The organism is Brevibacillus brevis, assembly GCF_900637055.1.
Taxonomy (GTDB): domain Bacteria; phylum Bacillota; class Bacilli; order Brevibacillales; family Brevibacillaceae; genus Brevibacillus; species Brevibacillus brevis.
On record NZ_LR134338.1, the window covers coordinates 6241580 to 6253898 of the forward strand.

Below are 12319 nucleotides of genomic sequence, written 5' to 3' on the forward strand. Positions count from 1 at the left end.
TCCAACCGAAGGGATGTGTTCACTTGTTACTTTGAATGGTACTGTACGAGCGTTAAGGAAGCTTAAAGGGAATGTTAATTATCGGAAAAGATGTGGTTTACAATTTGATCGGACTTTAGTGGAGGAGAGGAAAAAGGAGAAACCACTCAGGCTTCTTGTCACACCTGCTGGGGGTTTGACTGGCCGGTTCCATGGAAAAAGCGAAACCCGCGTCCAAAGTAGTCCACTCAGGAGGTAAGTTCAGAGGTGGCCGCTAAAATCGTGTTTCGCTTTTTCCATTCCACCTTGGTCGGTGTTCCAAAGATCCTTCGTCGGTTTCTCCTTTTTCCTCTCTACAGCTACTGCTTCCATATCAAGCCTACTAAATAAAAATAAAAACACTGCATGAATGCAAAAACACCCAGAACCTAAATCAGTTCCGGGCGTTCCTATAAATGAATTTACGAAACCGCAATAACCGCATCCAATGCGATCAACGCTTCTGCTTCAATGGCTTTTGCCATTACATCGGTGTGGGGGTTATACGATTCGAGCAGGTCTGCATCTGCATACCCGTCAATCGCCAAAATAGAGCCTGCCTTCATACCGCGAAGTGCCGCAATCACGAACAGAGCGGTGTTTTCCATCTCGACTGCCAAAACACCAGCTTTTTGGTACAGTTTGTGCGGGAATTCCAACACTCCACTGTAAAAGACATCAAGTGTCAGCGTGATTCCTTCAAATACCTTCAAGTCTGATGCGTTTGCTCCCGCTGCTTGTACGAGTGCATCCACGACATGGCGATTGGCAACAGCCGGGAATCCCGCCGGAACCAATTGACTGGTCAAGCCGTCTTGGCGAACCGCTGCGGAGCTGATAACGAGGCTGCCTGTCTCGATTTCTTTTTGGTATGACCCGGCAGTTCCTACACGAATGATGACCTGAGCGCCGCCCTTCGCTAGCTCCTCGAAGCATACGGCTGCTCCAGGTGCACCTACACCATGGCTCACTACCGCTACCTCGACGCCTTTCCAAGTACCCGCATAGCTGTGATACTCGCGGTTTTCCCCGATTTGACGCTGATCGTCGAGTTTCGAAGCAATCAAGGCTGCACGTTTTGGATCACCGCACACGATGACGCGTTTGGGCAGTTGTTCTGGATCTACCTTTAGATTCGTCAACATCTCAATCGAACTCCTTTTTCTCCCACTCATCCTCTGGTATCGGCAACGCTTCGCCGGAGAACCGCTCTTCGCGAAACGGGTCTGCGATCAAGTGAAAACCATTTTGCTCCCAGAAGCCGGGCTTGTTTTCCGTCATAAATTCAATTCCTCTGATCCACTTTACGCTTTTCCAAAAATACAGATGAGGAACAACCAGGCGAAGCGGCCAACCGTGCTTGTCCGTCAGTCGCTCTCCATCAAAGGAGTGAGCCAGCAGCACATCATCATGCTCCAGATCAGCAAGCGGCACATTGGCGGTATAGTCGTGATCACCGTGCAGCATGACGAAGTTCGCCCCCGGAGTCACGCCAATCGCCTGTAGAAAATCACGAAAACGCACGCCTGTAAAGGCATTGTCAAAACGGGACCAGCGCGTCACGCAGTGAATGTCGCTCGTCACTGTCACCTGCGGCATCGCCATGATCTCTTCGTAAGTGAGCGTCACTTCCCGGTCTACCTCACCGAAAACGCGCAGCGTCCATTCGTTCATGTCATACACTGGCACGTCTCCCTCATGTAAAATGGGAAAGCGCTCTGTCAGGATTTGTCCTGGCGGAAGTCGTCTGGCGAGTCCCGGTCCCACTGGGGCGGGTACCTTCATTCTTTTGATTCGATCTGCCTTGTTGTTCATCTCGCATTTCCCCTGTCTTCGTGTCTATCATGCTTATGGATTAACGGGTGCTCTGCCGATTGTTGCTGCCGATCTGACTCTTGTTTTTCAAGAAGAACATCGCGGCAATCGTCAGCACGTATGGCAGCATAGCCGTGAATTGCGTCGGAAGCGAAAAGCCCTGCAAACGAATACTAAGGACATCCATCAATCCGAACAAAAAGCTCGAAGCCAAAATACCGAGTGGATGCGACTGCCCCATCATCATCGCCACCAATGCGATAAAGCCCCGACCAGCCGTCATCCCTTCTGTAAACATCGTGACTTGCCCCAGGGAAAGCTGTGCCCCTGCAATCCCGCACAATGCGCCACTCATCACTATCGCCAGCACCTGAAGTCCCGTCACTTTCAGACCGAGACTGCGTGCCGCAACGGGATTCAGACCAACTGCGAGGACGCGGAAGCCCGTAACCGTCCGATAAAAGAACACATACAACAGAATCGCAGCCAAAAACGCAAAATACACGAGAGGCGAATGACCAGAGACAATGCCTCCGATGACCGGAATATCGTGAATGAAAGGAATCTCGACGGTTGGCAAGCCAGCCATATCCTTATCGTAAAACGCACCTTTGACACCGAAGATCGCCCGCAGTGCAAATGTCGTCAACCCCAGCGCGAGAAAGTTAATCGCCACACCGACGACGATTTCATTCGCCCTAAGCTTGATCGTCATGTAGGCGAATAAAAGAGAAAAGACAATGCTGACCAGCGCTGCAATCAAAACGGCCAAAAAGAGATTCCCGGTAAAATGATTGCCGACAATCGCGGAAAAGGCACCGACCAGCACCAAGCCCTCCAAACCAACATTAAAAATTCCGACACGTGCGCAGAGCGCTCCACCCAAAGCTGCCAACAAGATCGGCGTGACCATCCGAATGGTAGAACTGAGGAGGGACCAATCAAAGAGCTCCATGCGATTCCCCTCCTTTTGCCTTCCGCTTTTTCCACCAGTCGTAGCTGAACTTGGCGGAGATGAACAAAATCAATACGGCTTGTATAACACTTGCCAGCTCCAGCGGCACATCCGTATTACGCTCTACACCCATGGCTCCTGTCTGAAAAGCAGCAAGCAGGATCGAAGTCACAATGATGCCAAGCGGGTGCGAGTTTGCAAGCAGAGCGGCCATCAGGCCCGTCCAGGCGAACCCTGGTACAGTCAGGGCTCCGTCAACAAAACGATAGTGCGCCCCCATTACCTCGACAGTTCCCGCCAACCCAGCCAGTCCACCACTGGCAAACATCCCGGTTAGCATGACCCGAATCCGATTAATGCCTCCGTATTGAGCAAACAGCGAGTTTTGACCCAGCATCTTCACTTCATAGCCAAAAGGCGTAAAACGAAGTACCCAGAACAACAACAGCGCTGCAACGATCGCAAACAAAAACCCTGCATGCACGCTCATCCCCGCAAACAGCTTCGGAAGCCAAGCGCTTTTCTCCAGCATGACGGTCTGTGCCAGTGCCGCAGAACCCGAGCGATCCCGGAATGGCTCTGTCACGAGATAGCTCGCAAACAAAACGGCAATATAGTTGAAGAGCAACGTAGAGATGAGCAACGGAATACGAAAGCGGGCTTCCATAAAGCCTGGCAGCAACGCCCAGAACCCACCGACTGCCATTCCTGCGAAAATACCCGCCACAATTTTGATCATTCCTGGTGCGGGCAAGTAGATCGCGACTAACGCAGCACTGACGGCACCCAGCACCATTTGCCCTTCCGCCCCCAGGTTGAATACCCCTGCACGAAATGCGAGGGAAAGACCCAGGGCAATCAGCATGATAGGCGTGGCCCTCGCTAATGTAGACGTAAAGAAATAAAAACTGCCAAAGGCCCCTTTCCACATTTCCTGGTAGGTGCCCAAGATCGATTCGCCAACCGCAGCAATGACCAGCGCCCCGGTCAACAAACCGATGACGACAGCCAAGAACGGCTGAACCAATGACTTAGATAGCTCTTTGATTGCTGCCATGAATGCTTCCTCCCGCCATGATCACGCTGATTTTTTCTTCGGTTGCCTCCAGGCGTGAAAGCTCTCCAGCGATGCGCCCTTTATACATGACCAAAATCCTGTCAGACAAGGCGAGAATTTCGGACAACTCGGACGAAACTAACAAGATCCCGTCTCCTTGATTGCGCTTTTCGATCAATGCCTGATGGATGTACTCCATGGCACCGATATCCACCCCTCGCGTAGGCTCAGCCGCAATCAAAAACGGGGTTTCATGTCCCAGCTCCCTTGCGACGATCAGCTTTTGCAAATTTCCCCCTGACAGATTCCCTGCCAGCTCCTGCAATTGCCGGGAGCCTGTCTTAATGGCAAACTGCTCCACCCAGCCTTTTACGACTTGGCGGAATTTCTCCCGCAAAACGACGCCGCGGCGGTTGTAAGCAGGCTTTCGCTGATAGCCCATCAACGCATTTTCCTCGACGCTTGAGAGTTTGGCCGTTCCCCACAGGTAGCGATCCTCCGGAATATGCGCCAAGCCGGCATCCCGAATAGTAGCTACTGATTTGTTCGTCACGTCCTTGCCGCCTAACCGCACCGTGCCCTCCTGTGCCGCTCGCAAGCCGCTGATCGCTTGCAGCAGCTCGGATTGTCCATTCCCGGAAACACCTGCGATTCCTACAATTTCCCCATGGTGCACGGTAAAGCTGACTTGATCGAGCAGTGTCTGCTTTTCTCGAACTGTGAGATTCTCCACCTGCATGAGTGGTCGAGGTTCCAAAGGGATGCGCTCAGAAAGCTCCTGCAATTCACGTCCAACCATCAGTCTGGCTAAATCGTCCGCATTGGTTTCTGTACGGGAAACCGTTCCCGTCACCTTGCCTCCGCGCAGTACCGTAATACGATCCGCTACCTCCATGACTTCCTGCAGCTTATGTGTAATCAAAATGACGCTTTTGCCGCTCTCCGCCAAGTTGCGAATCGTTTGCAAGAGGTCGCGTACCTCTAGTGGAGTCAGTACAGCGGTCGGCTCGTCCAGCACGATGATATCCGCTCCCTGATACAGGACCTTAAGAATTTCGACCCGTTGCTGTTCCCCAATCGAGCAATTCGCTACCTTGGCCTGCGGATGAATCGGAATGCGATACTGCTCACTAAGCGCCTGCACCGTGTCCTCTGCATCATTTCTTTTGAAAAAACCCGCTTGCTTCGGCTCGTATCCGATCACGATATTTTCAGTTACACTAAATTCTCCGAAGAGCATAAAGTGCTGGTGAACCATCCCGATTCCATTTCGAATCGCGTCCTCTGGTCCGCGAAAAACGACTGGCTTGCCATTTAACACGATCTCTCCCGACGTCGGCTGCTCCATTCCGTACAGCATCCGCATCAGTGTCGTTTTGCCCGCTCCGTTTTCCCCGACAATCGCGTGGACTTCTCCTGCTGCCAGTGAGAACGACACCTTGTCGTTGGCGGTAAAATCTCCGTACTTCTTGGTCATGGCCCTCATTTCCAAGCGATCGGTCATTCCCACTCCCTCATTTCTGTACGTCCTTTTATGAAAATGGAAGACCGACTACACAGCCGTAGTCGGTCACATGCATCACTGTGCACAAGCTTTTCACGTACTTGTTTAAAACTGGTCTGGTACTTTGCGGGTGCCCACTACAATCTCATCGCTGATCGCTTTCACTTTATCCACCACTTCTTGTCCAATAAAAGCGTTCAGAGGCGTTTTGCTTTCGTGTGTGACATAGGTCACGCCAACACCTTTTTCTTTCAAGCCGTACGCCACAACACCTGGCTTGAACGTTCCTTCTACAAAGTTCTTCACGGTTTCATAAGCCGCCGCGTCAGTCCCTTTCAATTGGGACAGAACAATATGCTCAGGATCAATCGTGGTACGGTCTACGTCCTGACCTGCTGTGAAGAAGCCCTTTTCCTTCGCCGCTTCGAAAACGCCAAGGTCGCCTACTGCTGCTGCACCGTTAATGAAGTCTGCGCCTTTGGAAGCTTGGAGCAAAGCCAATTCCTTCGCTTTTGCCGGGTCAGTGAAGCTTCCTACATAGTTGACCATCAGCTCTGCTTTTGGATTCGTCGCTTTCAAGCCCTCCTCGAAGCCAACTGTCCATTTTTTCAACTGTGGAATATCAAGAGCGACAACCATACCTACTTTGTTCGTTTTCGTTGCCAGACCTGCTGCTGCTCCTACCAGGTAAGCCGCTTCCTGCTCGCGGAAGGTAACACTGCGCACGTTTGGCAAATCCACTACCGTATCAATAATCGCAAAATTACGGTCAGGATTTTCGGTAGCTACTTTTTTCAAGGCATCCTCTGATGTAAAGGAAGAAGTGATGATCAAATCATAATTTTCTGCAACAGCTACGCGCAGATTTTCTTCAATCGCCCCATGGTCCGTAGATTCAATCGTTTTCACTTCTGCGCCTAGCTCTTGCGCGGCTTTCTTTGCACCCTCATCCATTTGTTGGAAGAACGGATTCACACCGATTTTCTCGGGCAAAATCAAGGCAATTCGCTTTTTGTCCGCGCCCTCTTGTCCTGCTGCTTGTCCTCCTGGCTGATCTGCAGGTGCGCTAGTGCCAGTCGAGCACCCTGTTGCCAATACTGCGAATGTCGTTAATGCCAGCAATAACTTCTTCATGATGTATCTCTCCCTATCCGAACTTTACGTTTTTCTTTATCCTATTAGGTAATGTACGGCTTTTTACCCATTTTTTCAATACTATTTACGAATATTCTCTTATAAACTTTATTTATCGTTCGTTTATTCCTTCCTTTCCTTTTACATATACAACAAAAAAACTCTTCCCGGAGGAAGAGTTTGCGTACGTAGCCGTTCTCTTCCTCATCTGTCAAAACCATGTTACAGGTTTTGCAGGAATTGGCACCTTTCTGTTCATGCATAGACATGATCAGTGGTTGCCGGGCATCATCGGGCCAGTCCCTCCGCCGCTCTTGATAAGGTAGGTGAATGTATTTAGTTACAATGGAATTCATTCTAGCAGAACGGTTCAAAAATGCAATTCTTTTTTCTCAATTCCAAACAGTTCTATTTCGATGCCGAATCAGCTTTCAGAACTACTTCGTGATCAAAAGACGACTTTTTAAACAACCTTTATTTTACGTGAAAGGTTTGCTGGAGGCGATGAGACAACGTATTCAGCTCACCCAGCTCTTCCGTAATCTCACGCACTTTTTGATGCTGGTTTTCTGCAGTCGCAAACAGCTCTTCTAAGTTGGCTACCGATTCCTCCGTTACGGCTGTAATGGTCGACATCTCGATGGCAACTTCGCCGGAACGCACTTTTACCCGGTCCATGCTGGAGCTTACTTGATCAGCTGCTTCTAAGAAAGCCATCATCCCGGCACGCACTGCTTCGATGGAGGCCACTGTTTTCACGGCCAGCTCTTGGCCTTTTGCAACAGACGTTTCCCCATTGCTCATATGCTGCACCGCATTCTCACTTTCCTGATGGAGAGATTTCAGAATGTCGGTAATTTCCTGTGTAGCTGTCGCGCTTTGCTCTGCCAGCTTGCGTACCTCATCCGCTACAACAGCAAATCCCCGTCCATGCTCGCCTGCACGCGCCGATTCAATCGCCGCATTCAGCGCCAAGAGATTCGTTTGTGTCGCGATCTGATTAATAGCGCCGACAATTTCTTCTACGCGATTCGCCTGTCGATTGAGCTGGTGAATCGTAGAGGCTGCTACATTAACTGCCTGCACAATTTGCTCCATCTGCGAGGACAGCTCGTTCATCATCTGAACGCTTTCTGTCAAACGACGGTTGTTTTGTTGCGATTCCGTTTTCATTGCGTTTGTCTGTGTTGTAACTGCCTCGATTTCCTGGTCGATGGATTGAACCTCTTCTTCGATTTTCACCGTTGAATTCGCCTGCGATTCCATACCGACGGCGACTTCCTTGAAGGCTACCATCATTTCATCTGTATTGCGCTTTGTACCTTCCGCATGCTCATGCACATGATCGCTTGTACGATCCAGCTGCTCCGTCATTTGCTGGATGTTCAAAAGCATTTCTCCCAGACGGCGCTCCTTCTCTTCTGCTTCCTGCCTTGCGTCGTGCGCTTTTTGCAGGGAAGCTTGTCCGGCGAGACATAGATACGTGACGGCTCCCATCATCATGAGAATGGCTACGATACGCACGCCCAGATTGAGCTCCGAAAAATCACCGTTGAAAATCTCATAGGTTCCCGTATAAAACCCGACAACGGTGACGATGATTTGGGCAATTCCCGCTGTTACTACCAGTTTCCAGTCCAAATAGGCTGCCAAAAAGCCCATGACGATGAAGGCGAGGAACGAAACCTCCTGGTAAGTGGTAAAGTGATCGAATGAAATCGCATAAAACATGAGTCCGATTGCTACCAGATAACGAATCACATGACTATCTTTGCGAATGAAATAATACGGCGAAACAATTAAAGTGACCAGCAATCCCAAGGACGTCACTTTCCAGAAGTTCACATCCATTTGGTAGGCAATGAGTCCCGCCATCCACAAATGATTCCATAGGATAAAAATCATAAAGCCTTCTTTGTCAGTCAAGGTATTGCGAATCAATTGAATCATAATTGCCCCCCTTTTCCCTATTACTTATGTATCGGATTCTTTCCCCATTATATAGCCAAACCTTTGCCAAATTTGTGAAAAAAGTGAGAACAGCCAAAAACAATTTCGAATAGGCTATTACACAACTTACATGTACAGGAGGCAAACGGAGAAAAGTGGAACTCAATCAATTGCCAGCTACCGTGCTGACACGGACAATTAGCCGTCCGAACACGACGATTTACTACCCCCAATTGGCAGGCCTAGCCAATCAGCAAGCGGAAAAAGATATCAACCGGGCGATTTCTCAAACGGTTCAAGGCTTAATTCACGAGCAGCAACGGGTCCAGGTACCGGGAAATACACAAATGCAAGGCAGCTTCGAAATCAAGACAAACGAACGCGGCATTTTCAGCGTCATGTTGAGCAACTACGCCTACACACCGCAAATGGCTCACGGCATGACCTTCCTCGGGTCGATCACCGCAGATATCCAAACAGGCAAGCTGTATACGCTGCGTGAATTATTCAAGCCAGGAAGCGATTACGTCAAGGTGATTTCCGAAAACATCAAGCGCCAAATCAAAGAAAGAAGCATCCCCACACTCAATGGCTTTACGTCGATTAAGCCCGATCAGGATTATTACGTCGCCGACAAAGCACTGGTCATCTACTTCCAGCTGTACGAAATTACGCCTTACTACGTCGGTTTCCCTATGTTCCCCATTTCGGTCTATGAACTGGAGCCGCTCATCAATGAAAAAGGTCCACTGCGTATCTTGTCCGCAGATTAATGCATCACTGTATTTTTCAGCCAGGTGAGTGTCTTCTTTCATGACACTCGCCTGATTCTATTTGTGTCAGAAAATCCATTATTTCGCCATCGAATAAACATTTACTTATATGTCCATAACTGCTAGTATGTTAGTATCCATATTTACTTAAGCAATAAAGTGTACGATATATCGGACCAGCTTTCCTGGAGGTATATACTCATGCAATATTATGGTCATCGAATTAGCCGAACCGCAAGAATATTCAGTAAAACGTTGAATGGGACTATGGCTCCCATGGGATTATACAGTTCGCAATGGGGTATTATCCTTTGCTTGCATTATCGTGAATCGCTCACCCAGGTTCAATTGAGCAACTACCTGAATGTGGAAGCGCCGACGATTACCCGGACACTCACCCGATTGGAAGAGATGGGCTGGATTATTCGCTCAGAGGGGGATGACAAGCGTGAGCGATACGTGTCCTTGTCTCCGCAAGCAGTCGAACGGTTCCCGGAATGGCTGGAGGCTGCCAAAGAGCAAGAGGAACTGGCACTCCGCGGCCTTGACGAAGCAGAACTCGCTATCTTTAACCGCGTATTGAAGAAAATGAACGATAATTTACAGCCGTCGTAACAAGTAAAAAAATGACTTCGCCCAAAAGCAGTTTGGTGAAGTCATTTTTTGTTAGCCATTTTTCCTTGTGCTATGAATAATGGTGTTGAGCTCTTGTTCCAATTGAATCAGTTCAATCTGTATCTGTTGCTTTTGCAATTGTTTTTTCTGTTGCAGCACTTGTTTTTTCAAATCATTAGATTCTTTGCCATTTGATCCGTTGTCTGTAGAAGTATCCTCGTCTGGTTCCACCTGTCCAGTCGAGCCTATAGCAGCCAGGAAGGCACCCAGAACGGCGATCCACCCACCTACCGCTACCAGCTCATTCGCCAGATTTTTTTCGATCATCCTTCTTCCCTCCGTTTTTGGATGGACTCTCCTGTAAATTCTTCTTTATATCTTGAACACTGTCGCGCAATTGGGCAATTTGCTGTTCAATTCGTTTAAACTGCATATCTTCATCGTCGTCATTGCCATTCTTGTTCTTCCCATTGACTTGCTTGTTTAATTGAATGAGGGGCTGTATCAACTTCTCATTGTCGCAGGCAGGCTTTTGACTTAATCTGGTTGTTTTATCAATCGCCAGTATGACAAAGCCAATCGAAATAATCCAAAGTGCTATTACAGCGGTATCGTCATCATCATCACAAAAAAACATAGATACCTCCCTGCCAACAAAAGGTCGTGGTTTGAGTATTGGCCCTTTTATACAATACGCTTCTGCCCAATCCCTCGTGACATCGGGACCAATACTTTCCTGATGCTGTTCTGTCATGAAAAATGGCTCCCCACCAAGCACCAGCGTGCCCAGCAAGAAGCCTATTTGTTATGATCGTATTCGTTATTGCATGCGTTTCGCAATATTGCGAGCCATCCAGACCCCAGCAGCTCCGGCCTGTGCCAGACCACGTGTAATTCCGGCACCATCTCCGCCACAGAACAATCCCTTGATCTCTGTTTCGAATTCCTCCGTCAGTTTCGGACGTGCCGAGTAGAATTTCGCTTCCACTCCGTAGAACAATGTGTGCTCGGAAGCGATTCCCGGCGTTACCTTGTCCAATGCTTCCACCATCTCGATCAAACTTTTCATCGTGTTGTAAGGCAACACGAGTCCCAAGTCACCCGGTACCGCTTCCTTCAGAGTAGGCTCCAGGAAGCCTTCCTTAATACGCGACTCTGTGGAACGTCGGCCGCGCAAGATATCGCCGTACTTTTGTACGATAACCCCACCGTTTGACAGATCGTTCGCCCGCTTGCAAATTTCTCTCGCGTACTCATTCGGCTTGTCAAACGGCTCTGTAAACGTATGCGATACCAAGAGCGCAAAGTTTGTATTCATCGAGCCCAACGCTGGGTCTTTGTAAGAGTGCCCGTTTGCCGCCATAACACCACTGTGGTTTTCCACGACCACGTGACCGGATGGATTGCTGCAGAACGTCCGTACACGCGTTCCGACCGATGTATTGAAAATGAATTTTCCTTCGTACAGATGCTCATTGATTTCGCGCATGACGACATCGGACGTCTCCACACGTACGCCTACGTCAACTTGATTGTTGTACATTTTCAGGCGGCGCTTTTTCAGGATATCCGTCAACCATGCGGAGCCATCGCGGCCTGGTCCGATTACCACGTAATCAGCCTCATACTCTTGGCCGTTTTTCAAGACGACACCTTTTACCTGATGTCCGTCTGCTTCTTTCACCGTAATAATGTCCTCGACCTCTGTCTTGAACATCATGTCGACATGCTTTTTCAAATGCTCGAAGATCGACTGGAGAATCTCCAGGTTTTGCTCCGTTCCCAAGTGACGCACCTGCGCTCGCAACAGCTTGAGTCCAGCTGCATAGCCGCGCTGCTCGATGCTCTTAATCGTCTCAGTGGTCGGGTCCGTAATCGATTGGGTAGCCCCATGCTCCAAATTGATTTCATCTACGTATTTGATCAGCCCAAGTACAGTGGAAGGGCTGAGATAGTCTGTCATCCAACCGCCAAATTCGGTGGTGATGTTAAATTTACCATCGCTATAGGCGCCTGCTCCACCAAAACCACTGGTAATCGAACAGGCCGGCAAACAGCCTGCGAATTCTTTTTTTCCTGCTGGCGGCGGGCAGAGCTTGATCTTTTCCTCCAAGATCGGACAGCGTCTGCTATAGATGTCATGCCCTTTATCAATCAACAGCACCTTGGCATTCGGTGCTTTTCGCATTACCTCGTAGCATGTAAAAATCCCTGCTGGTCCTGCTCCTACAACGATTACATCATACTTCTTCATTTCGTTCCCTCCCCAAAAAATGCAAAAAATTCCCGGCCGACGAATAGGGTATACCAAAACTGCCCTATTCGTAGCCGGGAATTTACGGTTCCCTGTAGAGACCCTCAAACCATATTTCTGAGGATATACGAATACAAATCACTATTTCATTCGTCAAGCCTGTGTTGTTCTTCACAACAATATGTATAGTAGCTTATAAGGTGAATCAAGTCAACCGGAAACAACCTATTTATTCGTTTTTTAA

General features: G+C 49.0%; 12 protein-coding genes and 2 riboswitches. Of the genes, 2 read left to right on the forward strand and 10 right to left on the reverse strand.

The window, feature by feature from the left end:
- Window positions 1-440: 440 nt before the first annotated feature.
- The 7 genes from EL268_RS30275 to EL268_RS30305 form a co-directional block, all read right to left on the reverse strand.
- Window positions 441-1163: a nucleoside phosphorylase gene (locus EL268_RS30275; protein ID WP_106654864.1), complete on the reverse strand. Its 723-nt coding sequence runs from the start codon at window positions 1161-1163 to the stop codon at window positions 441-443.
- Window position 1164: 1 nt separating this feature from the next.
- Window positions 1165-1833, reverse strand: coding sequence for a sulfite oxidase-like oxidoreductase (locus EL268_RS30280; protein WP_106654865.1), 669 nt, complete (start codon window positions 1831-1833; stop codon window positions 1165-1167).
- 40 nt (window positions 1834-1873) lie between these two features.
- A complete protein-coding gene (locus tag EL268_RS30285; protein ID WP_106654866.1) occupies window positions 1874-2788 on the reverse strand; it encodes an ABC transporter permease in 915 nt (304 codons plus the stop codon).
- Window positions 2775-3845: an ABC transporter permease gene (locus tag EL268_RS30290; RefSeq protein ID WP_017252474.1), complete on the reverse strand. Its 1071-nt coding sequence runs from the start codon at window positions 3843-3845 to the stop codon at window positions 2775-2777. The genes EL268_RS30285 and EL268_RS30290 overlap by 14 nt, the downstream gene beginning before the upstream one ends.
- Entirely contained in the window at window positions 3820-5349 is a 1530-nt protein-coding gene (locus EL268_RS30295; RefSeq protein ID WP_106654867.1) for an ABC transporter ATP-binding protein, read from the reverse strand. Before EL268_RS30295 ends, EL268_RS30290 begins: the two co-directional genes overlap by 26 nt.
- A 105-nt stretch (window positions 5350-5454) precedes the next feature.
- On the reverse strand, window positions 5455-6483 hold the full coding sequence (locus EL268_RS30300) for a BMP family lipoprotein (RefSeq protein WP_106654868.1): 1029 nt from the start codon (window positions 6481-6483) through the stop codon (window positions 5455-5457).
- A gap of 201 nt (window positions 6484-6684) precedes the next feature.
- Window positions 6685-6807: riboswitch (SAM riboswitch) on the reverse strand.
- A 150-nt stretch (window positions 6808-6957) separates the two neighbouring features.
- Window positions 6958-8433: a methyl-accepting chemotaxis protein gene (locus EL268_RS30305; protein WP_106654869.1), complete on the reverse strand. Its 1476-nt coding sequence runs from the start codon at window positions 8431-8433 to the stop codon at window positions 6958-6960.
- Between the two features lie 155 nt (window positions 8434-8588).
- Between EL268_RS30305 and EL268_RS30310 the strand changes: the two genes are divergently transcribed.
- Together EL268_RS30310 and EL268_RS30315 are read left to right on the forward strand one after the other, a co-directional pair.
- Window positions 8589-9206: a DUF3298 and DUF4163 domain-containing protein gene (locus tag EL268_RS30310; protein WP_106654870.1), complete on the forward strand. Its 618-nt coding sequence runs from the start codon at window positions 8589-8591 to the stop codon at window positions 9204-9206.
- Between the two features lie 201 nt (window positions 9207-9407).
- Window positions 9408-9821: a MarR family winged helix-turn-helix transcriptional regulator gene (locus tag EL268_RS30315; RefSeq protein WP_106654871.1), complete on the forward strand. Its 414-nt coding sequence runs from the start codon at window positions 9408-9410 to the stop codon at window positions 9819-9821.
- A gap of 51 nt (window positions 9822-9872) precedes the next feature.
- Here EL268_RS30315 and EL268_RS30320 read toward each other — a convergent pair whose 3' ends face one another.
- From EL268_RS30320 to EL268_RS30330, 3 genes are all read right to left on the reverse strand, one after another.
- Window positions 9873-10148 (reverse strand): hypothetical protein, encoded by a 276-nt coding sequence (locus EL268_RS30320; RefSeq protein ID WP_106654872.1) that lies wholly within the window; start codon window positions 10146-10148, stop codon window positions 9873-9875.
- Complete coding sequence (locus EL268_RS30325; RefSeq protein ID WP_232030168.1) at window positions 10123-10575, reverse strand: hypothetical protein; 453 nt, start codon at window positions 10573-10575, stop codon at window positions 10123-10125. The genes EL268_RS30320 and EL268_RS30325 overlap by 26 nt, the downstream gene beginning before the upstream one ends.
- Window positions 10576-10641: 66 nt before the next feature.
- Entirely contained in the window at window positions 10642-12075 is a 1434-nt protein-coding gene (locus EL268_RS30330) for an NAD(P)/FAD-dependent oxidoreductase (protein WP_106654873.1), read from the reverse strand.
- Between the two features lie 51 nt (window positions 12076-12126).
- Window positions 12127-12226, reverse strand: a riboswitch (purine riboswitch).
- Window positions 12227-12319: the final 93 nt, after the last annotated feature.

Excerpts from the sequence above, each read along its gene's own strand:
- EL268_RS30275 (WP_106654864.1), bottom strand. The coding sequence starts at position 1,163 with ATGTTGACGAATCTAAAGGTAGATCCAGAACAACTGCCCAAACGCGTC.
- EL268_RS30280 (WP_106654865.1), bottom strand. The coding sequence starts at position 1,833 with ATGAACAACAAGGCAGATCGAATCAAAAGAATGAAGGTACCCGCCCCA.
- EL268_RS30285 (WP_106654866.1), bottom strand. The coding sequence starts at position 2,788 with ATGGAGCTCTTTGATTGGTCCCTCCTCAGTTCTACCATTCGGATGGTC.
- EL268_RS30290 (WP_017252474.1), bottom strand. The coding sequence starts at position 3,845 with ATGGCAGCAATCAAAGAGCTATCTAAGTCATTGGTTCAGCCGTTCTTG.
- EL268_RS30295 (WP_106654867.1), bottom strand. The coding sequence starts at position 5,349 with ATGACCGATCGCTTGGAAATGAGGGCCATGACCAAGAAGTACGGAGAT.
- EL268_RS30300 (WP_106654868.1), bottom strand. The coding sequence starts at position 6,483 with ATGAAGAAGTTATTGCTGGCATTAACGACATTCGCAGTATTGGCAACA.
- EL268_RS30305 (WP_106654869.1), bottom strand. The coding sequence starts at position 8,433 with ATGATTCAATTGATTCGCAATACCTTGACTGACAAAGAAGGCTTTATG.
- EL268_RS30315 (WP_106654871.1), top strand. The coding sequence starts at position 9,408 with ATGCAATATTATGGTCATCGAATTAGCCGAACCGCAAGAATATTCAGT.
- EL268_RS30320 (WP_106654872.1), bottom strand. The coding sequence starts at position 10,148 with ATGATCGAAAAAAATCTGGCGAATGAGCTGGTAGCGGTAGGTGGGTGG.
- EL268_RS30325 (WP_232030168.1), bottom strand. The coding sequence starts at position 10,575 with ATGACAGAACAGCATCAGGAAAGTATTGGTCCCGATGTCACGAGGGAT.
- EL268_RS30330 (WP_106654873.1), bottom strand. The coding sequence starts at position 12,075 with ATGAAGAAGTATGATGTAATCGTTGTAGGAGCAGGACCAGCAGGGATT.